General features: G+C 62.1%; 19 protein-coding genes and 1 other annotated feature. Of the genes, 7 read left to right on the forward strand and 12 right to left on the reverse strand.

Annotated elements, in window-relative coordinates; translation table 11 throughout:
• The 3 genes from J9789_RS09555 (at window position 1) to leuA (ending at window position 4,906) form a co-directional block, all read left to right on the forward strand.
• Complete coding sequence (locus tag J9789_RS09555) at window positions 1-1,455, forward strand: hypothetical protein (protein ID WP_209344812.1); 1,455 nt, start codon at window positions 1-3, stop codon at window positions 1,453-1,455.
• Complete coding sequence (locus tag J9789_RS09560; RefSeq protein ID WP_209344814.1) at window positions 1,452-2,879, forward strand: hypothetical protein; 1,428 nt, start codon at window positions 1,452-1,454, stop codon at window positions 2,877-2,879. The genes J9789_RS09555 and J9789_RS09560 overlap by 4 nt, the downstream gene beginning before the upstream one ends.
• 44 nt (window positions 2,880-2,923) lie before the next feature.
• Window positions 2,924-3,158, forward strand: a binding site (T-box leader).
• A 56-nt stretch (window positions 3,159-3,214) separates the two neighbouring features.
• Window positions 3,215-4,906 (forward strand): 2-isopropylmalate synthase, encoded by a 1,692-nt coding sequence (leuA, locus tag J9789_RS09565; protein WP_209344815.1) that lies wholly within the window; start codon window positions 3,215-3,217, stop codon window positions 4,904-4,906.
• A gap of 61 nt (window positions 4,907-4,967) precedes the next feature.
• Here leuA and J9789_RS09570 read toward each other — a convergent pair whose 3' ends face one another.
• The 11 genes from J9789_RS09570 to J9789_RS09620 form a co-directional block, all read right to left on the reverse strand.
• Complete coding sequence (locus J9789_RS09570) at window positions 4,968-5,351, reverse strand: NifB/NifX family molybdenum-iron cluster-binding protein (protein WP_209344817.1); 384 nt, start codon at window positions 5,349-5,351, stop codon at window positions 4,968-4,970.
• A gap of 167 nt (window positions 5,352-5,518) precedes the next feature.
• A complete protein-coding gene (locus J9789_RS09575; protein WP_209344818.1) occupies window positions 5,519-7,000 on the reverse strand; it encodes a GH25 family lysozyme in 1,482 nt (493 codons plus the stop codon).
• A 207-nt stretch (window positions 7,001-7,207) separates the two neighbouring features.
• A complete protein-coding gene (locus J9789_RS09580) occupies window positions 7,208-9,754 on the reverse strand; it encodes an ATP-dependent Clp protease ATP-binding subunit (protein WP_209344820.1) in 2,547 nt (848 codons plus the stop codon).
• Window positions 9,755-9,845: 91 nt separating this feature from the next.
• Window positions 9,846-10,385, reverse strand: coding sequence for a CDP-alcohol phosphatidyltransferase family protein (locus J9789_RS09585; protein WP_209344822.1), 540 nt, complete (start codon window positions 10,383-10,385; stop codon window positions 9,846-9,848).
• A 38-nt stretch (window positions 10,386-10,423) separates the two neighbouring features.
• Window positions 10,424-11,131 (reverse strand): CvpA family protein, encoded by a 708-nt coding sequence (locus J9789_RS09590; protein ID WP_209344824.1) that lies wholly within the window; start codon window positions 11,129-11,131, stop codon window positions 10,424-10,426.
• Between the two features lie 18 nt (window positions 11,132-11,149).
• On the reverse strand, window positions 11,150-12,382 hold the full coding sequence (locus J9789_RS09595; protein ID WP_245185195.1) for a DUF5711 family protein: 1,233 nt from the start codon (window positions 12,380-12,382) through the stop codon (window positions 11,150-11,152).
• A complete protein-coding gene (gene truA / locus J9789_RS09600; RefSeq protein WP_209344826.1) occupies window positions 12,382-13,131 on the reverse strand; it encodes a tRNA pseudouridine(38-40) synthase TruA in 750 nt (249 codons plus the stop codon). The genes J9789_RS09595 and truA overlap by 1 nt, the downstream gene beginning before the upstream one ends.
• A 44-nt stretch (window positions 13,132-13,175) precedes the next feature.
• Window positions 13,176-13,988 (reverse strand): energy-coupling factor transporter transmembrane component T, encoded by an 813-nt coding sequence (locus J9789_RS09605; RefSeq protein WP_209344828.1) that lies wholly within the window; start codon window positions 13,986-13,988, stop codon window positions 13,176-13,178.
• A 1-nt stretch (window position 13,989) separates the two neighbouring features.
• On the reverse strand, window positions 13,990-14,856 hold the full coding sequence (locus J9789_RS09610) for an energy-coupling factor transporter ATPase (RefSeq protein ID WP_209344830.1): 867 nt from the start codon (window positions 14,854-14,856) through the stop codon (window positions 13,990-13,992).
• Window positions 14,857-14,891: 35 nt separating this feature from the next.
• A complete protein-coding gene (locus J9789_RS09615; RefSeq protein ID WP_209344832.1) occupies window positions 14,892-15,752 on the reverse strand; it encodes an energy-coupling factor transporter ATPase in 861 nt (286 codons plus the stop codon).
• Window positions 15,753-15,764: 12 nt separating this feature from the next.
• Window positions 15,765-16,628, reverse strand: coding sequence for a class I SAM-dependent methyltransferase (locus J9789_RS09620; protein ID WP_209344834.1), 864 nt, complete (start codon window positions 16,626-16,628; stop codon window positions 15,765-15,767).
• A gap of 140 nt (window positions 16,629-16,768) precedes the next feature.
• Between J9789_RS09620 and J9789_RS09625 the strand changes: the two genes are divergently transcribed.
• From J9789_RS09625 to J9789_RS09640, 4 genes are all read left to right on the forward strand, one after another.
• Window positions 16,769-17,470 (forward strand): hypothetical protein, encoded by a 702-nt coding sequence (locus J9789_RS09625; protein ID WP_209344836.1) that lies wholly within the window; start codon window positions 16,769-16,771, stop codon window positions 17,468-17,470.
• 162 nt (window positions 17,471-17,632) lie between these two features.
• Window positions 17,633-20,011, forward strand: coding sequence for a phosphoketolase family protein (locus J9789_RS09630; RefSeq protein WP_209345489.1), 2,379 nt, complete (start codon window positions 17,633-17,635; stop codon window positions 20,009-20,011).
• A gap of 68 nt (window positions 20,012-20,079) precedes the next feature.
• The gene (locus J9789_RS09635) at window positions 20,080-20,463 is read left to right on the forward strand and encodes a metal-dependent transcriptional regulator (RefSeq protein ID WP_209344838.1); all 384 of its coding nucleotides are present in this window, start codon (window positions 20,080-20,082) and stop codon (window positions 20,461-20,463) included.
• Window positions 20,464-20,546: 83 nt separating this feature from the next.
• Entirely contained in the window at window positions 20,547-22,661 is a 2,115-nt protein-coding gene (locus tag J9789_RS09640) for an ATP-dependent helicase (RefSeq protein ID WP_209344840.1), read from the forward strand.
• Here the strand turns inward: J9789_RS09640 and J9789_RS09645 are convergent.
• Window positions 22,658-23,599: a TraX family protein gene (locus J9789_RS09645; RefSeq protein ID WP_209344842.1), complete on the reverse strand. Its 942-nt coding sequence runs from the start codon at window positions 23,597-23,599 to the stop codon at window positions 22,658-22,660. The genes J9789_RS09640 and J9789_RS09645 overlap by 4 nt on opposite strands.
• Window positions 23,600-23,696 lie beyond the last annotated feature (97 nt).

Here is a 23,696-nt window from a genome sequence, read left to right on the forward strand (position 1 = left end):
ATGAAACGTATGTCTCTTTTGGTCCTGGTACTGGCCCTGCTGTCCGCCGGGGTGCTGGCGGGTGCCGCTGTGGCCATTCAACAGGAAGGAAACCGTGTCACTGTGGAGGCGGAGACCCTGGCAGGAGACCCGTCGGCAGCGGAAGGGCTGGAGCTCTCCCTGCCCATCTACTGCCAGAACGCCATGCTGTGGGACATGACCGTACCCGCCGCCCGGCCGGAGGATACGGCTGCCCGCTTTGCCTGCTCCTCCTTTGGACTGCGCAACGCTCAATTTAACCTTTTCTCCCTTTTTGACCCCTATCCAATGGTGCGTTCTGTCACGGTGGACCCGGAACCTCTCCGGGTCTATATCGGAAGCTCTTCCTCATCTGCCCATAGTCTGAACAGCAACAGTCAGTGGCAGGAGGCTGTCCAACTGGTGGCGGACGAGACCGATCCCGGCGAAACCCACACCCAGCAGGTCAACCTGGCGGAGATATACGACGCCCGGCCCATGCAGGTCTATGTGCACGGAAACGGCATATGGTTTGATCCACTTGGCCAGGTATTTGAGGACTATTTTTCCATTCCCTTCCCCCAGGACTATCAGGCCAATATCACAATTGAAAAAGATGGGGACGGCGATGTGACCGATGTCGACATCGAGGCAGACCAGCGTTATGGCCTGGAATGCAGTTATGACACCGTAGAAATGGACGACTCCATTCTTTTTATCCTGAAAGTCCAATATTTCAGCTGGATCGATGGTCATGAGTGGACGGCTGACGGCAGTGCCATCCCCGGCGGATGGGGCGTATACCGGCTGACCACCAACGAGGATAACACCGATGGCAAGCTGGAGACCCTCTTCTCCCTGCCCGAGGGCAGCGTGGCCCGGCGATTCTGGGCCAGCCAGGATCACTCCGCCCTCTTCCTGCTGACCGAAGAGGAGAGTGTCCTCCGTCTGCGGGTCTTTGATGAGAACATGAACCTGCTGTACACGGTGGATCTGCTGCCTCTGGGACCGGAAGCGTCCTTCTACGATCTGGTACAAGGGGAAGACTTCTTTGCGGCCATCGTCGCCGATGAGGACCGGTACCGTTTTGCGGTGGTGGCCCGAGAGAACGGAGCATGGATCACTGCCCTCTCCGCCGATACTCTGACACAGGAACAGTTGGGCTATCCCTTCTATTCCAGAGACGGCATTGAAGCAAATGTGCTGGGAGTGGATTACGCCCAGGGGCGGCTTGCGGTGTGCGCCACCAACTTTGATCTGGAACCCGGCTTTTACCTGTCTGTATACGATCAGGACGGGCTGGCCTATCTGGGGCGCTATTCCTCCTCCCTTCACCCCGTCGGTCAGAAACCTCTGCTGAAAAACGGCATCGGCATGGAGTTTGGAGAGGTCCCCTTCGATACCCTGTCCCCTAGCATCTGCTGGCAAAGCACGTCTGAGGAAGGAGGCGCCCCATGAAACGCAGCGTCACCCTGATCCTCCTTCTGGCTCTGCTGGCCGCCGGCATACTGACGGGAAGTACCCTGGCTCTGGACAGCAAGGGCGATCAGGTCACCATCACCACCCACGCCCTGGCGGGGGACCCGTCGGCAGCGGAGGGGCTGACGGTGAATTTTCCCCTGATCATGGGAGGCTGTCTGTTCTGGGACATCTCTTTCCCCGCTGACCAACCGGAACAGGCCGTCACTCAATTTCGCTACGATCCCGATGCGGAATCTCCTTCCGACACCGATGACCAGGCCTCTGTCTACTTTTTGCTGGCCTCCACCAGCTACTCTGACATCTATCTGCTGGGCGGCTCCTTATGGGAAGATGTTCCGCCGGCACTGACTGCTATGCTGAAGCAGCTGGCTGCCGGTATGGAGCCCGATACAGAGCGCACCCGCACCGTCCGTCTGACGGACTATATGGACTGCTGGCCGCTGAAAGCCTATCTGCCTGACTGCCCCCTGCCCACCTCGGTACTGAATCAGCGGATGAGCGAGTACTTTACCGTCCCCATCCCCCAGGATTACCAGGTGGAGGTGGAACTGGCCACCAACCGCTTAGGCGATCTGAACCATGTGGTGTGCCGCAAGGAGGAGCACTATCTGTTCCAAAGTGACGCCTGGAGCTTTGAGACACCCCAGGGCTACCTCTTTACCTTCCCCAACACCTACTATGACGGACAGCTGACCAAATCGGTGCCCATAGACAGCAGCAGGCTGCTCGCCGGTTGGGGCCTCTACCGGCTGACCTTAAACAGCGACAATACCGACGGACAGCTGGAGACGGTGTACACCCTGCCGGAGGGCAGCGAGATCCTGGACTTTCTGGCCGACGGAGACAAAAGCACCTTCTTTCTGCTGACCCGGGAGGAGGGGATGCTGCGCCTGCGGGTCTTTGATGAGAGAGCTGCATTGCAGAATACCTTTGACCTGCTCCCCATGGGTAAGGAGGACCACTACATGCAGACCTATGCAGGCGCCGACTTCCTGGTGCCCATGCTCTACGGGGAGGGGCCCGACAGCTACCGGCTGGCGGTGGTAGCCGCCGATTCTCAGGGCTGGCAGCCCGACTTCACCTTCTCGCTGGCGGAACAGGCCGCTTTGGGTGTGAAGGGCATCTCCTGGTTGGATACCTACTTGTGTCCCCTGTCCATGGACTATGCCGACGGCCGGCTGGCCATCCGGGACGCTTACGGCGATTATGGAGAGAATAACTTCTACATTTCCGTCTATACCGGGGATGGGCTGGCGTACCTGGGTACCTACGAGAGCTCTCTGACCATCCCGGCGGTGCTCCAAACAGAGTATGACATAGCGACCAACAAGAGCACCGTCTGTACGCTTCCCCCTGTTGTCACCACTCCCCTGCTGAACTGGTCGGAAACTCCCTCTTGACAAAACCAGGCAGTTCGGCTAGAATGATTAACAATCGAATCCCAGAACAGGCAATGATGGGAAGAAGGCACGTCCCGTCCTTCTCAGAGAACCGGTGGTTGGTGCGAACCGGTGAAGGAAAGCGTGCGCATACTGATCCCGGAGCCGCCTGCCTGAAGCGCTGTTGTAGGGCAGGCCGTCACGGCCACGTTATCGGCCGGGGCCTTGTTGGAGGCCATGAGCGTCCGCCGGTGACGGCGGGCGGAAGCAGGGTGGTACCGCGTATCTTACGCCCCTGACCATAATCTGGTCAGGGGCGTTTTCTTATTCCCTGACCCCAAGGAGGAACTGCTATTATGAAACCTGCACAGGAAAAGTACATCCCCTTCGTCCCCCTCAAAATGGAAAAGCGCGCCTGGCCTGACAAGGAGCTGAAGGCGCCCCCCATCTGGTGCTCCGTAGACCTGCGTGACGGCAACCAGGCCCTCATCGACCCCATGAACGTGGAGGAAAAGCTGGAGCTCTTCCATACCCTGGTAGACATTGGCGTGAAGGAGATCGAGGTGGGCTTCCCCTCCGCCTCCGAGACCGAGTACGAGTTTATCCGCACCCTCATCGAAGGCGGCCACATCCCTGACGACGTGACCATCCAGGTGCTGGTCCAGGCCAGAGAGCACCTGATCCGCAAGACCTTTGAGGCCATTGACGGCGCCAAGCACGTCATCTTCCACTTCTACAACTCCACCTCCACCCTGCAGCGCAAGGTGGTGTTCCACACTGACGTGGCCGGCGTCACCAAGATCGCCGTGGACGCCGCCCAGCTCATCCGGGAGCTGAGCCAGCCCGCCATCGACAAGGGCATGGACCTGCGCTACCAGTACTCCCCCGAGTCCTTCATGGGCACCGAGATGGACGCCGCCGTGGAGATCTGCCAGGCCGTCATCGAGGCCATCGGCGCCACCCCTGAGAACAAGATCATCCTCAACCTGCCCACCACCGTGGAGAACTGCATGCCCAACTACTTCGCCGATGAGATCGAGTACTTCATCGACAAGCTGCCCAGCCGTGAGTGTGCCATCATCTCCCTCCACCCCCACAACGACCGGGGCGAGGGTGTGGCCACCGCCGAGATGGGCCTGCTGGCGGGCGCCGAGCGTGTGGAGGCCACCCTCTTCGGCAACGGCGAGCGTACCGGCAACGTGGATATGGTCACCCTGGCCCTCAACCTGTACACCCAGGGCGTGGACCCCAAGCTGGACTTCTCCAACATCAACAAGATCCGTGACGTGTACGAGAAGGTCACCAAGATGAAGATCGGCGAGCGGCAGCCCTACGTAGGCGAGCTGGTGTTCACCGCCTTCTCCGGCTCTCACCAGGACGCCATCAACAAGGGCACCCGCTACATGGAGGAGAGCGGCACCGAGTACTGGGAGGTGCCCTACCTGCCCATCGACCCCGCCGACGTGGGCCGTCAGTACGAGCCCATCATCCGCATCAACTCCCAGTCCGGCAAGGGCGGCGCCGCCTTCGTCATGCAGCACTCCTTTGGCTTCGACCTGCCCAAGGCCATGCACCCCGAGTTCGGCCATATCGTCCAGGTGGAGACCGACCGGGTGGGCAAGGAGCTCAAGGCCGACGCCATCTACGACCTGTTCAAGACCCACTACATCGACGCCGTCAAGCCCTACGAGATGGTGCGCCACTCCTTCGCTGAGTTCACCGACGAGGAGGGCCACTCCCACGTCACCTTCGCCGGCACCATCCGCCACACCGACACCCTGTTCCAGGTCCAGGGCTCCGGCAACGGCCCCATTGACGCCTTCTTCAACGCCATCCACGGCCAGAAGATGGACCGGTTCACCTTCGTGGACTACAAGGAGCACGCCATCAAGCGGGGCTCTGACTCCCAGGCCGTGGCCTACATCCACCTCCAGGACGAGGAGGGCAAAGACTGGTTCGGTGTGGGCATGAGCCACAACATCAATCTGGCCCCTCTGAAGGGCATCCTGTCCGCCATCAACCGTGCAGTCAGCCACGATGGTCTGTAATCATACCACATCATACAAAATGGCCCCCGCCGGATCAACCGGCGGGGGCCTGCTGCTTTTCTTATTCGTGATGGCCGCCGCAGTGGTGGTCGTGGCCATGCTCATGCTCGTGGTCATGGTGGTGGCAGACGGCGTCGGTGGACTTCAGCTCCCCCTTCAGGTACTGGTCCACGGCGGTACGGGCATCGCCCTGCACACCCATCATGATCTGGATGTTCCGCTGCTGGAACAGGGACACGGCGTGGGCGCCCATGCCGCCGGCGATGACTACCTCTACCCCCATGTCACCCAGGAAGTTGGGCAGGAAGCCGGGCTTGTGCTCCGGGTTGGGCACCAGCTCCTCCCCCACGACCTGGCCGTTCTCCACGGTATAAATCCGGAAATGCTCACAGTGACCGAAGTGGCCACCCACTTCCGTTCCAACGCTGGCAACCGCGATCTTCATAATCGGTCTCTCCTTTTCTGCATCTGCCGTTTTTGGCATATGCCATTTATTATGGTACTATCATACCCCTCCTTCCCCCATCTGTCAATGCCCCGTGCGCAAAAAAAGAGCGCCGCAAACGCGGCGCTCCCTGTTTTGATGGCTCCCATGGTGAGGGGGCTTTTTGCTTATCTGCGGGACTTCAGATCGGTCAGGCAGATGTTCAGGTCCACCCGGCCGGAGATGCCATCTACTGTTCCGCTGCTGGAGTACTGCCACATATCGTAGTAGTACGGGAAGGTGGTGGGCGTCATACCACTGGTATAATGGGCCAGCCAGAAGGGATAGTCCTGCAGCTGGGACAGATCGAAGCCCTTATTGACCATATTGGGGTTGCTATAGACCATGCCCTGGTATCCCGCCGCCTCCACCAGCTGATTGAATGCCTGGGTGCAGTCGATGATCTCCTGATAGGTCATATTGTATGTACGGCTGCTGCTGTCGCTGACGTACTCCCAGTCGAACACCACGGGATAGGTGACGTCATAATCCCGGATCCACTCCAGGGTCTGGAGGGCTTCCTCCACTGCCTCCTGTTCGTTGACAGCCTGAGAGAAGAAGTAGACGCCTACGTCGATCCCGGCGGCGATGGCCCCCTCCATGTTCTTGGTAAAATAGGGATCCTGGACAATCTTACCCACGGTGTAGCCCCGGTAACCCGCCCGGATAATCGCAAAGTCCACACCGGAGGCAGCCACCTTCTCCCAATCGATCTCTCCCTGATGGGAGGAGACGTCGATGCCGATGTAGCTGGAGGCGTCCCCCTCATAGGTCAGAAAGCCGTTTTCGTTGACCACGAAGGCGCTGCTGTCATAGGGATTGGCGGGGATGGGCAGCGGCGTGGGGGTGGGCTTGGGGGTAGGAGTGGGCGTGGGGTCCGGGGTAGGCTCCGGCGTAGGCTCCACCGACGCCGTGGGGGTGGGTGTAGGAGTTGGCGTCGGGGTCGGAGTGGGTGTGGGGGTAGGCGTGGGCTCCGGCACCGGCTCACTGTTCTGGTCGTAGCGGGTCAGCATCACCGCCGCCTCCGCCCGGGTAGCCAGACCGGCGGGGTCGAAGCAGTTGCCCGGCTTGCCGCTGATGATCTCGTCCTCCTTGGCCCAGTCGGCGGCCTCGGTGGCCCAGTTGGAGATCTGGTCGGCATCGGCGTAGCCTGCCGAGGCACCGGCGGCGGGGCTGCCCGCGTAGCGCCACAGAATGGTGGCCACCTGCTCCCGGGTCACCGGGTCGTTGGTGCCGAAGGTCTGGCTGTTGTAGCCCGTCACGTAGCCCTTCTGCTGGGCCCACAGCACCGCGTCGGAGTACCATGCGTTGTTATCGGTATCGGTAAAGTTATCCTGACCGCTCACCGCCGGGCTGCCCGCCATGCGGTAGAGGACGGTGGCCAGCATGGCCCGGCTCATGGACAGCTCCGGGGCGAAGCTGCTGCTGGAGACACCGCTCATCAGGCCGTTATCATACACATAGCTGACGGCACCGGCGTACCACGCGCCGGGCACCACGTCGTCAAAACTGGACCCGGCAGCGCTGGCAGTGCCGACAGGCAGCGGGAGGACAGCCGCCAGCAGGACGCCCGCCAGCAGCCTGGTTGCTGTTTTTCTGTGTTTCACCATGGGATTTCCTTTCTGTGCTCTGGTTTTGCCGCCCCCTTTTGGGGCTATTATGTATAGCATACCAGAAAACAGGCCATTCGACAAGTCACTCTCAGATTTTTTCAAAAATGACACCATTTCTTTTATTTTGCGAACAAAATATCAAAAGAGCCCCAGGCAGAATGCCTGAGGCTCTTTTCGCTTATGTCAACTTCGTTCGACAGGGGATCACTCCGCCGTGACCACGGCCTTCTCCCCGTCGGAGGTGGCGTGGATGGCGGAAATGGGATGCTGGTAGCTGTCGATGAGCTTGGTGGCGATGTCGTCCTCCAGGTCCTTCTGGATCTGACGGCGCAGGTTGCGGGCGCCGTAGGTCTGGGAGTAGGACTTGCGCACCAGGTGGTCCAGCAGGGCGTCGTCCCAGGTGAAGGTGATGCTCTTCTCCTTCAGGGTGTCCCGCAGCTCGCCCAGCATGATGGCGGCAATGGCCTTGAAGTTGTCCTCGGACAGCTTGTTGAAGTAGACGATCTCGTCCACTCGGTTGATGAACTCAGGTCGCAGGAAGGACTCCAGGGCCTTCATGGTCCGCTCTCTTCCCTGCTCGTCGGCGGTACGGCCAAAGCCCACGCTGCCGGCAGAGGTGCGGGCGTCGCTGCCCGCGTTGGAGGTCATGACGATAACGGTATTCTCGAAGTTCACGTTGCGGCCCTGAGCGTCGGTAATGTGGCCGTCGTCCAGGATCTGCAGCAGGATGTTGAGCACGTCGGGGTGGGCCTTCTCGATCTCGTCGAAGAGGATGACGCAGTAGGGCTTGCGGCGCACCTTCTCGGTGAGCTGGCCGGCCTCGTCATAGCCCACATAACCCGGAGGCGAGCCGATGATGCGGGAGACGGCGAACTTCTCCATGAACTCCGACATATCCAGTCGGATGAGGGACTCGGGCGAGTGGAACATATCCATGGCCAGCCGCTTGACCAGCTCGGTCTTGCCCACGCCGGTGGAGCCCACAAAGATGAAGGACACAGGCTTGCGCTTGGAGGCGATACCCACCCGGCCACGGCGGACCGCGGCAGCCACGGCGTGGACCGCCTCGTCCTGGCCGATGAGATGCTCCTTCAGGCGGTCCTCCAGCTTGGCCAGGCGCTCGTACTCGGCCTCCTGGATCTGGCTGGCGGGGATCTTGGTCCACAGCTCGATGACCCGGGCCAGGTGCTGTACCGTCAGGGGCGGGGCGCTCTGGGCGTCCAGCTTGCTCAGCTCGTCCTGGAGCTGCATCTCCCGGCTCTTGATAGCGGCCAGCCGCTCGTAGTCCTTGCTGCTGCCCTGGTCGGCCATCAGCTGCTCCCGCTCGGCGGCCAGGTTGTCCAGCTCCCGGCGGAAGTTGGCCTGCCGCCGCTCGTTGGCCCCCAGGGCCTCGGTGGTGGCGGGATTGCCCATGAGGGAGTCGTGCTCGGCGGTGAGCTTGTTCAGCTCCCGGCGGATCTCGCTCTGGCGGCCCTCGTTGTTCTTGAGGGCGGTCTGGCGCTTGTAGTCCCGGTCGTTGGCCTCCACCATCAGGTTCTCCCGCTCCTGCCCCAGCTTCTCCAGCTCCTTCTTCACTTCCACCTCACGGGCCAGGGCCTTGTTGTGGAGGTTCACGTCGGAGCAGGCCTCGTCGATAAGGTCGATAGCCTTGTCTGGCAGGTAGCGGTCGGTGATGTACCGCTCGCTCATGGTGACGGCCAGGCGGCACATTTCAGGGGAGATGGAGACAAAGTGGTACTTCTCGTAGTAGGGGGCAATGCCCTGAAGAATTTTCACGCTGTCCTCGATGGAGGGCTCCTCCACGATCACCGGCTGGAACCGCCGCTCCAGGGCGGAGTCCTTCTCAATGTACTTGCGGTACTCGGTGAGGGTAGTGGCGCCGATAACCTGGATCTCGCCCCGGCTCAGAGCGGGCTTGAGGACGTTGGCGGCGTTCATGGAACCCTCGGCATCGCCAGCACCCACGATGTTGTGGACCTCGTCGATGACCAGGATGATGTTGCCCAGCTTCTTGATCTCCTCAATGAGGCCCTTCATGCGGCTCTCAAACTGGCCGCGGAACTGGGTGCCTGCCACCAGGGCGGTCAGGTCCAGCAGGTAGACCTCCTTGTCCAGCAGCTTGTAGGGCACATCCCGCTGGTAGATCTTCTGGGCCAGGCCCTCGGCGATAGCGGTCTTGCCCACGCCGGGTTCGCCGATGAGGCAGGGGTTGTTCTTCTGCCGGCGGTTGAGGATCTGGATGGTGCGCTGGATCTCCTCGTCCCGGCCGATGATCTTGTCCAACTTGCCGTCGGCGGCCTTCTGGGTCAGGGAGATACAATAGTTCTCCAAAAACTTCCGCTTGGGAGGCTTATCCCCCTTCTTGTCCTTGTCGGACCGCTCAGACCGACCGTTCTCCCGCTCGGGGTTCTGGTTCTGGGGGTTCTGGGCGCCGCCGCCAAACAGCTTGTTCAGGAAGGGGAAGGTGGCGGTCTTGCCCTCGTCCTCCTCGTCCTGCTCACCGTCCTCGCTGGGGACCAGGCCCTCCATACCCTCGGCTCCGCCGAAAGCGGACATCATCTCATTGGTCAGACCCTCCAGGTCCTCGTCGGTGATGCCCATCTTCTGCATCATATCTTCCACGGGCTTGATGCCCAGCTCTTTGGCGCACTTGAGGCACAGGCCCTCACTCTTGGTGGTGCCTGCCTCCATCTTCTGAATAAAAATGACGGCCACATTCTTGTGGCATCTGGAACAAAGTGTGGGTTGCATATCTGTTTCAGCTCCTTTGGCGGGGACGGCCCCGGATGGGCCTCCTCCCCGGAGAGATGATTCTAATCCGAAATTATGAACTGGATATGAATCAGGCCGGCTTTCTTTCCCGCAATGTCCTGCAAAACTGGTAGATGTATCCGCACAGGGCGGCCAGGGTCAGGGCGAGGGCGAAGCCGATGAGGCCCACCCGGCAGGGTCTGGGCAGGCCGGGGAACAGCACCAGGCCGCCGCACACCACGAAAAACACGCCGGTGGACAGCTTGCCCAGCCAGTTGGAGGGGATCACGTCCCCCAGCTTGCGGTACATGATGTAGCCGCCGATGGCCATGCACAGCTCCTTGCAGAAAAACACAATGACCGCCCACAGGGGGATCACCTCATCCACCGTGATGCAGATGATGACGGTAAAGGTCATCAGCTTGTCCGCCATGGGGTCCAGGATGCGGCCCAGCCGGGTGACCTGGTTGAAGTGGCGGGCGATCCAGCCGTCGGCAATGTCGGTGAGGAAGGCCACCAGATAGACCAGCGCCGCACAGGGGTGGGCGTTGGGCCACGGCTGGAAAAAGATCACCGCGAACACCGGCACCAGGATCAGCCGGAAGATGGATAGGATGTTGGGGACTGTCATATCAATTCACCTGATTTTCTCTCTTTGGTAATGGTTGCTTACAGCCCGAAGAGCAGGCTCATGGGGTTGGTGGTCATGAAGAATTTCAGCAGCACCGTCTGCTCCACCGTCTCCGCCGGAATGAGGCCCCCCATAAACTGGATGGCCCAGGCGGCCACAAAGAGGATGATGCAGCCCTGGAGCAGGCCGAACACGGCGCCCAGGCTCTTGTTCAGGAAGTGGAGCACCGGCAGCCGCGCCACCAGGTTGAGGGCCCGGCTCACCACCTTCCACAGAATGAGGATGACCACGAAGCCCACCAGGAAGAGGATGAGATAGGCCACCGACTGGGCGATGGCGGCTGCCACCTTGGCCGCCGCGCTGGCGGCCACCTCGGTCATGCCGTTCTCCACCGCATGGTTGACGCTCTCCACCAGGGACTCGTAAAAGCCCATGTCACGCAGGGCGTTGAGCACGTCCTGAAGGGGCAGGTTGTCGGGGGTAAGCTGTTCCTCCGCCCCGGCGGTCCCCTCCTCCACGCTCTGGGCGATCTGTTCGTTGAGCTGCTCCTCAATGGCGGAGGCGAACCGGGGTTCCAGGGCGTCGGCCACCATGGGAGACAAGGTGCGGGCCAGCACGCTGGCGCCGGTGAAGGCCACCAGCACACCCAGCAGGCCGCACAGGGACAGGACCAAACCGCGCTTGGCACCCAGCACCACAAAGGCGATGAGCACTGCCGCCACGATCACTTCAAAGATAATTGCCATAGGTAGGGTTCCTCCAGATTATTGGGGCACATAGATCCGCGCCGTACTGTTGTCGATGAGCATGGCGCTGCCGTCGGACCGCTGGAGCACCTTGCGGGCGCTCTGGGTACCGTCCAGGGTGTTGTAAAGGCTCAGATCCTGGTCATAGATGTCCAGCCGGTCGGCGGTGAGCACGCCCACATAGCGTCCGGCGGCCGAGATGGAGAGCACCTGCTCCTCCATGGCCAGCACGGCCCGCTCCTCGCCCTGGTCGTCCACCACCACCAGCTGGGCGGAGCTGCCCGCCCGGTACTTGCCCAGCAGCAGGGCCACGGTGCCGTCGCCGTCCAGGGAATAGCCCTTCAGGTAGCGGCCGGCGTAGGAGCAGCTCCCCGTCAGCTCGCCGTCGCCGTTCAGGTGGTAGACGCTGCTCTCACCCAGAGCCCAGATACCGTAGGAGTCCCAAGTCATCTCCAGGATGACCTCGCTCCCCACCAGGGTGCTGGTCTCGGGCGCAGCCTCCGTAGAGGTGCTCCCCCCCACCGGATAGAACTCCGCCGTGCTGGAGAAGGTGCCGTCGGTGAGGCCCATGGTGAGCAGCACCACCGTCCGGTTGTCGGCAGACAGAGCGGCGTCCATAACGAAGCGGCTGGACAGGCTCACCTGCATCTTGGGCTGGAACTGGCTGTCGTATACCGTGACCACGCCCTTGTAGCCGCTGATCTGGGTGACCACCACCATCCAGCCGCTCTCATTCACGTCGGCGGACAGGATCTGCTCGTCGCTGCTCAGCTCCAGGGAGAAGGCCTCCTCCCGGTCCCGGCAGACCAGCAGGGTCTGTCCCCCGGCGTCGTAGGCCAGGGCGGTATTCCCGGCGGACACGGCCACCGGGTGCTCCATGACCACCGTGCGGTCCACGTACACCTGACCGCTGGCGGAGTAGAGCCGCACACCGGTGGAGGAGCACACCAGCAGGTCCCCGTCCAGGGTGGCGAAGGTGCTGGTGCCGTCCCCGTCGAAGGGGAAGGACTCGGCCTGTCCGCTGTCGGTGCGGCTGAGACTGCGGTAGGAGAACCACCGCTTCACAAAGTCAAAATTCAGTTTGTCGTAGTTAACGATGAGGACCACCGCGCCCAGCATCAGGGCCACGGTAAGCAGAAAGGCCAGCAGCCGAAGCAGGCGGTTGGGCCGTTTCTCCGTCCTGCCGGCCTGCCGGCCCTCCTTGTCCTTCTCCAGTCTATGCGGCTGGTTGGAAAATATGTGGCGGGGCATTACAACACATCCTCGTTGTACCAAAGCTTGGTCATGTACAGGCCGCCGGCGGGCACCGTGGGCCCGGCGGCGGTTCGGTTGCAGCCCTCCAGAATGGAGGGCACGTCGTCGGGAGAGAATTTCCCCTCGGCGGCGTAGACGCAGGTGCCCACCATGGCCCGTACCATGTTGTACAAAAAGCCGTCGGCGCACACCTTACACTGGATCATCAGCCCGTCCCGGCTGATGTCAAAGTAGTGGACCGTCCGCACGGTGGTGCGGGTCTCGGTGCCCACGCTGCGGACGGCGGCAAAGTCGTGGGTGCCCACAAAGTGGGAGGCCGCCCGCTGCATGACCGTTTCGTCCAGGTGCTTGGGGTAGAACCAGGCCCGGTCCACATAAAAAGCGTTGCGGATGTGGGAGTTATAGATGCGGTAGGTGTACTCCTTTTTGATGCAGGAGCCGATGGCGTTGAACTCGTCGGGCACCTCGGTGGCCTTCACCACCACAATGTCGTCGGGCAGCCGGGTATTCACCGCCAGGGGCAGCCGGTCACAGGGGATGCGGGAGGTGGTGCGGAAGTTGGCCACATAGGTCTCCGCGTGGACCCCCGCATCGGTGCGGCCCGCGCCGGTACACTTCACCGGGTGGCCCACTACGGTGGCCAGGGCCTTCTCCAGGGTCTCGGCCACGGTAACCGCGTTCTTCTGGACCTGCCAGCCGTGGTAGGCCGTGCCCACATACATTAACCTTAAAGCAATATTTCTCATAAATCTTTAAGCACACCTTAAATTTTGGTAAAAGTTTGCTCCCCTCACCAGCCGAAGTGGCCCAGCACTCCGATACCCACGCACAGGGCCAGGGAGAGCAGCAGAGCGGCCACGTCCATGCCGGTCATCTTCAGCTGACGCAGGCGGGTACGGCCGCTGCCGCCGTGGTAGCAGCGGCACTCCATGGCCACCGCCAGCTCGTCGGCCCGGCGGAAGGCGGAGATGAACAGGGGCACCAGCAGGGGCACCAGGGCCTTGGCCTTCTGGATCAGGTTGCCGGTGTCGAAGTCGGCGCCTCTGGCCTTCTGGGCGCACATGATCTTGTCGGTTTCCTCAATGAGGGTGGGGATGAACCGCAGCGCGATGGACATTATCATGGCCAGCTCATGGATGGGCACCTTGATGGCCTTCAGAGGGCTGAGCAGCTTCTCCAGGCCGTCGGTGAGCATGATGGGAGAGGTGGTATAAGTCAGCAGGAAGGTGCAGGTGATGAGCATCATGATCCGCAGGATCATGAACACCGCCGACCGGATGCCCTCCGCATAGATGGTAATGATGCCAAAGGCCACCAGAGGCTCCCCCTGTCCGGGGGTAAAGAACAGGTTGAGGATCGCCGTGATGACGATGATGACAAAGATGGGCTTCATGCCCCGCAGGATGCTCTTCAGCCCCACCTTGGAAATGGCGATGAGGGCGGCCAGCACCACCATCAGGATGGCATAGCTCACCACGTTGGCCGCCAGGAAAAGGGCCACGATATAGGCGATGGTGCCGATGAGCTTGGTGCGGGGGTCCAGCCGGTGAATGATGGTCTTACCGGGGAAATACTGCCCCAGGGTGATGTCTTTCAGTGCCATCTCACTTGCCCCCCTTCTTTGCCATGGCCGCCAGAATGGCGTCTCTGGCCTGCTCGATGGTATACACCGAGGGGTCGATGTCCACGCCCATGGCTTTCAGGCGATGGAACACCCGGGTCATGGCAGGCACGCCCAGGCCGATGCGCTCCAGCTCGTCCCCGTTGGCGAAAACCTCCCGGGGGGTGCCGGAAAAGGGGATCTTGCCGTCGTTGACCACCACGATGCGGTCCACCGTCCGGGCCATCTCCTCCATGGAGTGGGAGACGATGATGATGGTGGCGTTCTTGGCCACGTGGTAGTCGTGGATGTTGCCCAGAATGGAGTCCACGCCCACCGGATCCAGGCCTGCGGTAGGCTCGTCCAGAATGAGCACCGAGGGCTCCATGGCAATGACGCCGGCGATGGCCACCCGGCGCTTCTGGCCGCCGGAGAGCTCAAAGGGGGATTTCTCCAGGGTCTCCTCCTTCAGGCCCACGAACTGGGCGGCCTCCCGCACCCGGCGGTCGATCTCGTCCGGGTCCAGCCCCATGTTGCCGGGGCCGAAGGCGATGTCCTTGTAAACAGTCTCCTCAAAGAGCTGGTACTCAGGGTACTGGAACACCAGTCCCACCTGGAAGCGGGTCTGGCGGGTACGCTCCTTGCTCTCCCAGATATCCTTGCCCTCAAAGAGCACTCTGCCCGAGGTGGGCTTTAAAAGGCCGTTGAGGTGCTGGATCAGGGTGGATTTCCCCGAGCCGGTGTGGCCGATGATGCCCAGGTACTCCCCGCGGTAGGCGGTAAAGTCCACGTCCACCAGGGCCCCATGCTCAAAGGGGGTGCCGGCGGAGTAGATATGGCTCAGGCGCTCCGTCTGTATGATCGGTTCCAATTTGCTCAGTCCTTTATCACAATGGTGCATTCCCCTTACGGGGTAACGCCCTGGTTCAGCAGCTGATACAGCTCCTGGGCACACTCCTCATCACTGAGGGCGTCCAGGGATACGTCCAGTCCGGCCTTGCGCAGCTCCCACAGCAGCTCGGTGGTCTCGGGGACGGTGAGGCCCACGGCCTTCAGCTCCTCCACCTGCTGGAATACCGCCCCGGGGGCGCCGTCGGCAATGACCTTGCCCTTGGACATGACCACCAGCCGGTCGGCCTGGGCGGCCTCGTCCATGTGGTGGGTGATAAGCACCACCGTCACGCCGGAGGTGCGGTTGAGCTGCTTGATGGTCTTCAAAACCTCCGCCCGGCCGATGGGGTCCAGCATGGCGGTGGGCTCGTCCAGCACGATGCAGCGGGGCTGCATGGCGATGACGCCGGCGATGGCCACCCGCTGCTTCTGGCCGCCGGAGAGCAGATGGGGGGCGTGCTCCCGGTACTCGTACATACCCACCGCCTTCAGGGCGTCGTCCACCCGGCGGCGGATCTCGGAGGGCTCCACCCCCAGGTTCTCGGGGGCGAAGGCCACGTCCTCCTCCACCACGTTGGCCACGATCTGGTTGTCCGGGTTCTGGAACACCATGCCCACGGTACGCCGGATGTCCAGCAGCTTGTCCTCGTCGGCGGTGTCCATGCCGTTTACGTACACCTTGCCGCCGGAGGGCAGCAGAATGGCGTTCATATGCTTGGCCAGGGTGGATTTCCCCGACCCGTTGTGACCCAGCACCGCCACGAAGGTGCCCTCCTCGATCTGGAGATCCACCCCGTCCAGCACCACGGGGGAGGGTCCTTCCTCCTCGTCGTAGCGGAAGTGCAGGTCCTTTGTCTCAAGAATGGCTTGTCCCATAGTTACTCCTTCTTAGTCGCAGATCCAGCGGCCGGTAGCGCCGCAGGGCAGCGCCAGACCGGTGGAGGTCACCCGCAGGCCCAGCTCCTGGCTGTCGGTATGTCCGCCATACTTGCGGGACACCAGGGTCTCCAGCAGATAGGTAAGCACCGAGGCGGACAGGCCGGTGGTGTAGGAATTGATGAGGAAGAACAGGGGCTCGTCCGACAGCACCCCGCTCACCAGCTCCACAAAGGGAAACAGGTTCTCCTCCAGCTTCCAGATCTCGCCGGAGGGGCCCCGTCCGTAGGAGGGCGGGTCCATGATGACCGCGTCGTACTTGCGGCCCCGGCGGATCTCCCGCTCCACGAACTTGCCGCAGTCATCCACGATCCAGCGGATGGGGGCGTCGGTTAAGCCGGAGGAAGCGGCGTTCTCCCGGGCCCAGCTCACCATGCCCTTGGCGGCGTCCACGTGGCACACGCTGGCCCCCGCCGCGGCGCAGGCCACGGTGGCTCCGCCGGTGTAGGCAAACAGGTTGAGCACCCGGATGGGCCGCCCGGCGGCGCGGATGCGCTCCATGGCAAAGTCCCAGTTGGCCGCCTGCTCGGGAAACAGGCCGGTGTGCTTGAAGTTCATGGGTTTGATATTAAAGGTAAGCTCCTTGTAATCCAGCGTCCAGCGGGGCGGCAGATCCTTCTTCACCCACTGGCCTCCGCCGGTGGAGGAGCGCTGATACCGGGCGTCGTACTTCCGCCAGCCGGGGTTCTTCCCCTCCGGCCGCCAGATGGCCTGGGGATCGGGCCGCACCAGGATGTGCTTGCCCCAGCGCTCCAGCCGCTCTCCCCCACCGCAGTCCAGCAGTTCATAGTCTTTCCATCCGTCCGAGATCCACATATGTCATCCTCCCGGTTATTCTTGTCATAATCATCCTATTATATCATCCCACCCATGTCGAGTCAACGAAAAGAGCGGATTGTCAGATGGGGAAAACTGTGATAAAATAGCTATGAATTTGTGGAAACGAGGTGTCCGTCATGAGCGCCACAGAGCTTCAGTTTCGCACCGCCACCTTCGGCGGCTTTCAGAAGCAGGATGTGCTGAGTTATATTGAATCCTCCAACCAGGCCCACGTGGAAAAGCTGGAACAGCTCCAGCGGGAGCGGGATGAGCTGGCCCGGGAGAAGGAGGAGCTGGCGGCTCAGGCCAAAGAGGCCCGCGAGCAGGTCCAGGCCCTGACCCGGGAGAAGGAGGAGCTGACCGCCCGGCTGGACCAGGCCCGCAAGGAAGCGGAGAGCCTGCGCTCCGGTGCGGACAACCAGAAGGCCCAGCTGGAGCAGGCCGCCGCCCAGCTGGCCCAGGCCCAGGCCCGTCTGGCCCAGGCCGAGCCCGCCGCCGCGGCCTATGAGCAGGTGAAGGACCGCACCGCCGGCATCGAGCTGGAGGCCCACTGCCGGGCCCAGGAAGTACAGCAGGCGGCGGAGGAAAAGGTCCGCCGGGCCCACACCGAGGTGGCCCAGTGGCTCCACAAGGTGCAGGCTGGCTACGACCTGCTGCGCACCGACATGGAGGGCGCGGTCTCCCGCACCACCCAGGAGCTGGACAAGCTGCGCCAGATGGTGGAGCAGCTGTCCTCCCACTTCGACACCCAGGACGAGCATCTGCATAAGCTCTCTCAGGACTGCATCTCTGAGTTCGCGCCTCCCGCGCCCGAGCCCCTGCCCCTGAACGAGAAATAAGACGCCCGCGCCGGAACGGGTATGGGAAAGGGAACCGACGCGGTTCCCTTTCTCCATCTTCTCCCCTTCCCCGGCAGCAGGAAGTTTTCTGAAAAGGAGTGCATCCCTTTGGCAAAATCCTCCGGACCACGCACCAAGGTCACCGTAAAAACCTCGGCCCGCATGTCCAAAAAGGGTCCTCTCAGCCCCGACGCCCTGCGGAAACTGGACGCCTGGTGGCGGGCCTCCAACTATCTGGCCGCCGGCCAGCTCTACTTAAAGGACAATCCCCTGCTCCGCACGCCCCTGAAGCCGGAGCATCTGAAGCATGCCCCGGTGGGACACTGGGGCACCGTGCCGGGGCAGAATTTCATCTACACCCACCTCAACCGGGTGATCACCAAGTACGATCTGAACATGATCTACGTCTGCGGCCCCGGCCACGGCGGAGCCGCCGTGCTGGCCCAGACCTACCTGGAGGGCACCTACAGCGAGATCTACCCCAACGTGAGCCAGGATGAGGAGGGCATGCGCAAGCTGTTCCATCAGTTCTCCTTCCCCGGCGGCGTGGGCAGCCACTGCGCCCCCGACACCCCCGGCTCCATCAACGAGGGCGGCGAGCTGGGCTACTCCCTTGCCCACGCCTTCGGCGCGGTTATGGACAACCCCTCCCTCATCGCCGCCTGCGTGGTGGGCGACGGCGAGGCGGAGACCGCACCCCTGGCCGCTGCCTGGCACGGCAACAAGTTCCTGGACCCGGTGGGGGACGGCGCGGTGCTCCCCATCCTCCATCTGAACGGCTACAAGAACGCCACCCCCTCCCTCTTCGCCCGCATCTCCTCTGAGGAGGTGGAGGACTTCTTCAAGGGCTGCGGCTGGACCCCCCGGTTCGTGGAGGGGGACGACCCTGCCCAGATGCACCAGAAGATGGCGGCCGCCCTGGACTGGGCGGTGCGTGAGATCCAGCGCATCCAGGAGGGCGCCCGCTCCTTCGGGGAGACCGAGCGGCCCCGGTGGCCCATGGTGGTCTTCCGCTCCCCCAAGGGCTGGACCTGCCCCAGGGAGGTGGATGGCATTGCCCTGGAGGGCACCAGCCGGGTCCACCAGCTGCCCCTGGCAGTGGACGAGGCCCATCCCGAGCAGCTTCCCCTGCTGGAGGAGTGGCTGCGCAGCTACCACCCCGAGGAGCTCTTTGACGAGACGGGGGCCCCGTCGGCCATGCTGCGGGCCATGGCTCCCCAGGGCATCCGGCGGATGGGCTCCAACCCCCACGCCAACGGCGGCCTGCTGCTGCGGGATCTGCGCACCCCCGACTTCTCCAAATACGCCGTCACCGTCCCCGCCCCCGGCGAGACCGAGGCGGAGGACATGGCCGAGCTGGGCAAGTACGTCAAGGACGTGCTTAAGCTCAACCAGAAGGCCAAAAACTTCCGCATCTTCTCCCCTGACGAGACCATGAGCAACAAGCTGTGGGCTGCCCTGGAGGCCAGCGACCGCCGGTGGAACGCCGACCTGCTGTCCTCCGACGAGGGGCTGTCCTCCAGCGGCCGCATCCTGGACGGCATGCTGTCCGAGCATATGTGCCAGGGCTGGCTGGAGGGCTACCTGCTCACCGGCCGCCATGGCTTCCTCAACAGCTACGAGGCCTTCATCCGCATCGTAGACTCCATGGTGAGCCAGTACGCCAAGTGGCTCAAGGTAGCGGGCGGTCTGCCCTGGCGGCAGGACATCGCTTCCCTCAACTACGTCCTCTCCTCCAACGTGTGGCAGCAGGACCAGAACGGCTTCACCCACCAGGACCCGGGCTTCCTGGACCATGTGGCCAACAAAAAGGCCGACGTGGTGCGGCTCTATCTGCCCCCCGACGCCAACTGCCTGCTGTCCTGCTTCGATCACTGCATCAAAAGCCGCAACTACATCAACGTGATGGTGACCTCCAAGCACCCCCGGCCCCAGTGGCTCACTATGGACGAGGCCATCAAGCACTGCACCCACGGCATCGGCATCTGGCAGTGGGCCTCTAACGACCAGGGAGCCGAGCCCGACGCGGTGCTGGCCTGCTGCGGCGAGACGCCCACCCTGGAGACCCTGGCCGCCGTCACCATTCTGCGGCGCTACCTGCCCGAGCTGAAGGTGCGGGTGGTCAACGTGGTGGACCTGATGAAGCTGCAGCCCCACACGGAGCACCCCCACGGACTTACTGACGAGGACTACGATGTGCTCTTCACCCGGGACAAGCCCATCATCTTCGCCTTCCACGGCTACGCCACCCTGGTCCACGAGCTGACCTACCGGCGGCACAACAAGAACCTCCACGTCCGGGGCTACAAGGAGGAGGGCGGCCTCACCACCCCCTTCGACATGCGGGTGCAGAACAACATCGACCGCTTCGACCTGGTCATCGACACCGTCAAGCGCCTGCCCCAGCTGGGCAACCGGGGCGCTTTCCTCATCCAGCTGATGAAGGACAAGCTGGTGGAGCACCGGCAGTACATCACCGCCTACGGCCAGGACATGCCCGAGATCCGAAACTGGAAGTGGAACGACGGAAACGGCATCTGACGCGCCTTGCCAAATAAAGGCTTCTGTGCTAATCTTATAGAAAAGGCACAGATGGGAAGGATCTTAGGATGAATATTTACGAATCTTCGGAAAACTATCTGGAGGCCATTCTCAGCCTCCGGGAGCGGCACGGCATGGTCCGCTCCATCGACATCGCCAATGAGCTCCATTTCTCCAAGCCCAGCGTCAGCGTGGCCATGAAGAAGCTGCGGGAGAGCGGCTATATCGAGATGGACAAGGACGGGCTCATCTCCCTGCTCCCTGCCGGGGAGGAGATCGCCCGCCGCATCTACGAGCGCCATCAGCTGCTCACCCAGTTCTTTACCTTCCTGGGGGTGAGCCCCGAGGTGGCCGCCGCCGACGCCTGCAAGATCGAGCACGATCTCAGCGAGGAGACCTTTCAGAAGATCAAGGAGCACGCCATGGGCAAGGGCGGAATCTCCCAGCCCTGAGTACCCCTGTTATCGCGTAAAAATGGCCGCCGATGGCGGCCATTTTTCGTGGAAATCCCTTACCTGCCACAGGAGAAACCGCTATGACCTTCGCCCAATTCAAACAGACCTACGGCCTCTGTCTGGATCCCCAGCAGGAGGCCGCTGTCCAGGCCGTGGACGGCCCGGTGCTACTGCTGGCGGTGCCCGGCAGTGGCAAGACCACTGTGCTGGTGAGCCGCATCGGCTACCTGGTGCTGGGGCTGGGGGTGGACCCCCGGCGCATCCTCACCATGACCTACACCGTCTCCGCCGCCCGGGATATGCGCCAGCGCTTTGCCGCCCTCTTCGGCCCGGAGCTGGCGGAAAAGCTGGCCTTCCGCACCATCAATGGGGTGTGCTCCTCCATCATCCGCCGGTGCGAACAGCTGGTGGGCCAGAAGGCCTTCGATCTGCTGGACGACACCGGCCGGCAGGCCGCCCTCATCGGGGAGATCTGCCGCAATCTCACCCAAGAATACGCCCCGGAGGCCACCATCAAGGCCATTCAGACCGCCATCACCTACGTGAAAAACCGGCTCCCCGGCCAGACCGACCTGAACGAGGTGGAGGTGGAGGGCGTGGAGTTCCCCGCCGTCTACAAGGCCTATAACCAGGCTCTGCGGCAGCGGCGGCTCATGGACTACGACGACCAGCTGGGCTACGCCTGGCAGATTTTACGGCGCTACCCCCAGATCCTTCAGGAGTGGCAGGGGCGCTACCCCTACCTGTGCGTGGACGAGGCCCAGGACACCTCCCAGATCCAGCACGCCATCATCCGCCTGCTGGCGGGGGACCAGGTCCAGCTCTTCATGGTAGGCGACGAGGATCAGAGCATCTACAGCTTCCGGGCCGCCTGTCCCCAGGCCCTCCACTCCTTTGAGAACACCTACCCCGGCGCCCGGGTACTGCTGTTGGAGCAGAATTACCGCTCCACCCGCCAAATCGTGGCAGCGGCGGACAAATTCATCCGGCTCAACACCCAACGCCGCCCCAAGACCATGCATGCCGCCGGGGGCGACGGCCCCGCCATTCGGCAGGTGGAGGTATACGACCGGCAGCGGCAATATCAGTATCTGGCCAAGGTGGCGGAAAACTGCGACAAAGAGACGGCGGTGCTCTACCGGGACAACGACAGCGCCCTCCCTCTCATGGACCTGCTGGAGCGCGCCGGCACCCCATACCGCTGCCGTCAGGTGGACAGCGGCTTTTTCACCCACCGGGTGGTGCGGGACGTGACCAACATCATCCGGCTGGCCCAGAATCCCTGGAACGGGGATCTGTTCCTGGACCTCTACTACAAGCTGGGGGCGGGCATCAGCCGTGCCGCCGCCCAGGAGGCAGTCAATCAGTGCTCCCCCACTGGGGAGACCCTGCTGGAATATCTGGCGGGCTGTTCAACCCTCTCCCCCTGGAGCCGCAAGCAGTGTAAAGCCCTTCAGACTCACATGAACAACCTGCTGGAGGAGGGGGCGGGCAAGGCGGTGTACCGCATTGTCCACTTCATGGGCTACGGGGCCTACCTGGAGGATCGAGGGGCGGACAACAGCAAGCTGGCCATTCTGGAGGCCCTGGGGGCCAACGAGCCCACCCCCGCCGGGCTACTCAACCGGCTGGAGGAGCTGGAGGAGGTGGTGCGCCGTGGCTCCACCCATCCGGACCGCTCCTTCATCCTGTCCACCATCCACTCCAGCAAGGGTCTGGAGTACGACCGGGTGATTCTGATGGACGTGGCCGACGGTCTGCTGCCCAAGCTGCCCCCCACCCCCAAGGAGGACGAGACCGAGGAGGAGATCAGCCAGCGGGAGGAGGAGCGGCGGCTCTTCTACGTGGGCATGACCCGGGCCCGACACGAGCTGTGGGTCATGACCTTCCGCCGCCCGGAGCTGGCCTCCACCTTCTCCTCCTTCCTCTTCCCTCCGAAGGAGGCCCCGGAGAAGAAAAAGGCGCCCGCCCGGAAGAGTCCCGATCCGGCGGTCCTGTCCGCCCGGCTCACCGCTGCCGCCAAGGACTACATCCCCGGCACCCGGGTACGCCACGCCCGCTACGGCTCCGGCCTGCTCCTCACCCGGGACGGGGACCGGATCACCGTCCGCTTTGACGACGGCACAGTAAAGCCCTTCTCCCTCCCCACCGCCCTGGGCATGGGGCAGTTTGTGCTGGAGGGTCACCGGATCTAGCCGTATTTTGTCAGCAGACGCAGCAGCCAAAGCAGATAGATGTGGAGTGGATAGAACCAATAAAACCCGTACTTGACGGGCCGTCCCCGCTGGCCGTTATAGGCCAGGACAAGGGGATGCGCACCTAACATCATCCAATTGAAATCCTGGAAAAATAACGACTCGATCCCCTGCCCCGTGAAGATCAGCTGAGCGGCATAAAGAGCATTGTAGGTCAGCTCCATCCACAGCTCCGATCCCGTCAGCAGCCGCACTGTGTTTGCCACGGCTGCTTCCGCATACATGCTCCAGTCTGTCAGGCTGCATATGAAATAAAACAGGGAGAATCCTGCAAAAACAAGAATCAGCTTGCGTCTGCTCTCCTTTGCCCGGTACAGCAGAACGTCAAACAATACATAGACGATCGAACCTTCGGCCCACAGCACATTACCTGTAGCGCAAGCAAGCAGCGGCACAAACAGGGCCAATATTCCAGACTGAGTCCGCTCCAGCCCAGGTATCGGATAAGCCGCAGCATAGGTAAGGAAGATCGACCACACAACCTGCCACAACAGGAAGCAAACCAGCAGGACCATCTTCTTCCTCACATTCTTGATGTTCAGGATACGGATGATGAATGCGATCACAAATAGTGTGTTGAAGATACAAAACGACCGCACATCCAGGCTGGCAACGCCGTCTCCGATGCATACATAACCGAGACACATCAGCAGGGTACTGACCGCCGCCATACCAAGCCCGAAGAGATATAATCGCAGCAAAAACCTGCGTTGGGAACTGGTCTTATCGAAGCTGTGGACCATACAAAAGAAAAAAATCGGGGCGGACGCTCTGCCCAGCCACCGGAACCATATAGGGAAAAAGTCATACCAGAAATACCCTAAATGGTCTATGACCATGAGAATCAGAGCTATCAGCTTCAGCCGGAAGGAAGTCACACCATATCCCTCCTCATTAAAATACCGTCACATTTTAATAGGAGGATACTCTTTTCCCCCTCTGCATTCTATCCGACCATTTTGAGGAATTGGTAAA

This window comes from Flavonifractor sp. AGMB03687 (genome assembly GCF_017811815.1).
GTDB lineage: Bacteria > Bacillota > Clostridia > Oscillospirales > Oscillospiraceae > Flavonifractor.

Bases quoted from the DNA above. Each gene is read 5' to 3' on its own strand.
- J9789_RS09555 (WP_209344812.1), top strand. From the start codon at position 1: ATGAAACGTATGTCTCTTTTGGTCCTGGTACTGGCCCTGCTGTCCGCC.
- J9789_RS09560 (WP_209344814.1), top strand. From the start codon at position 1,452: ATGAAACGCAGCGTCACCCTGATCCTCCTTCTGGCTCTGCTGGCCGCC.
- leuA (WP_209344815.1), top strand. From the start codon at position 3,215: ATGAAACCTGCACAGGAAAAGTACATCCCCTTCGTCCCCCTCAAAATG.
- J9789_RS09570 (WP_209344817.1), bottom strand. From the start codon at position 5,351: ATGAAGATCGCGGTTGCCAGCGTTGGAACGGAAGTGGGTGGCCACTTC.
- J9789_RS09575 (WP_209344818.1), bottom strand. From the start codon at position 7,000: ATGGTGAAACACAGAAAAACAGCAACCAGGCTGCTGGCGGGCGTCCTG.
- J9789_RS09580 (WP_209344820.1), bottom strand. From the start codon at position 9,754: ATGCAACCCACACTTTGTTCCAGATGCCACAAGAATGTGGCCGTCATT.
- J9789_RS09585 (WP_209344822.1), bottom strand. From the start codon at position 10,385: ATGACAGTCCCCAACATCCTATCCATCTTCCGGCTGATCCTGGTGCCG.
- J9789_RS09590 (WP_209344824.1), bottom strand. From the start codon at position 11,131: ATGGCAATTATCTTTGAAGTGATCGTGGCGGCAGTGCTCATCGCCTTT.
- J9789_RS09595 (WP_245185195.1), bottom strand. From the start codon at position 12,382: ATGCCCCGCCACATATTTTCCAACCAGCCGCATAGACTGGAGAAGGAC.
- truA (WP_209344826.1), bottom strand. From the start codon at position 13,131: ATGAGAAATATTGCTTTAAGGTTAATGTATGTGGGCACGGCCTACCAC.
- J9789_RS09605 (WP_209344828.1), bottom strand. From the start codon at position 13,988: ATGGCACTGAAAGACATCACCCTGGGGCAGTATTTCCCCGGTAAGACC.
- J9789_RS09615 (WP_209344832.1), bottom strand. From the start codon at position 15,752: ATGGGACAAGCCATTCTTGAGACAAAGGACCTGCACTTCCGCTACGAC.
- J9789_RS09620 (WP_209344834.1), bottom strand. From the start codon at position 16,628: ATGTGGATCTCGGACGGATGGAAAGACTATGAACTGCTGGACTGCGGT.
- J9789_RS09625 (WP_209344836.1), top strand. From the start codon at position 16,769: ATGAGCGCCACAGAGCTTCAGTTTCGCACCGCCACCTTCGGCGGCTTT.
- J9789_RS09630 (WP_209345489.1), top strand. From the start codon at position 17,633: ATGTCCAAAAAGGGTCCTCTCAGCCCCGACGCCCTGCGGAAACTGGAC.
- J9789_RS09635 (WP_209344838.1), top strand. From the start codon at position 20,080: ATGAATATTTACGAATCTTCGGAAAACTATCTGGAGGCCATTCTCAGC.
- J9789_RS09640 (WP_209344840.1), top strand. From the start codon at position 20,547: ATGACCTTCGCCCAATTCAAACAGACCTACGGCCTCTGTCTGGATCCC.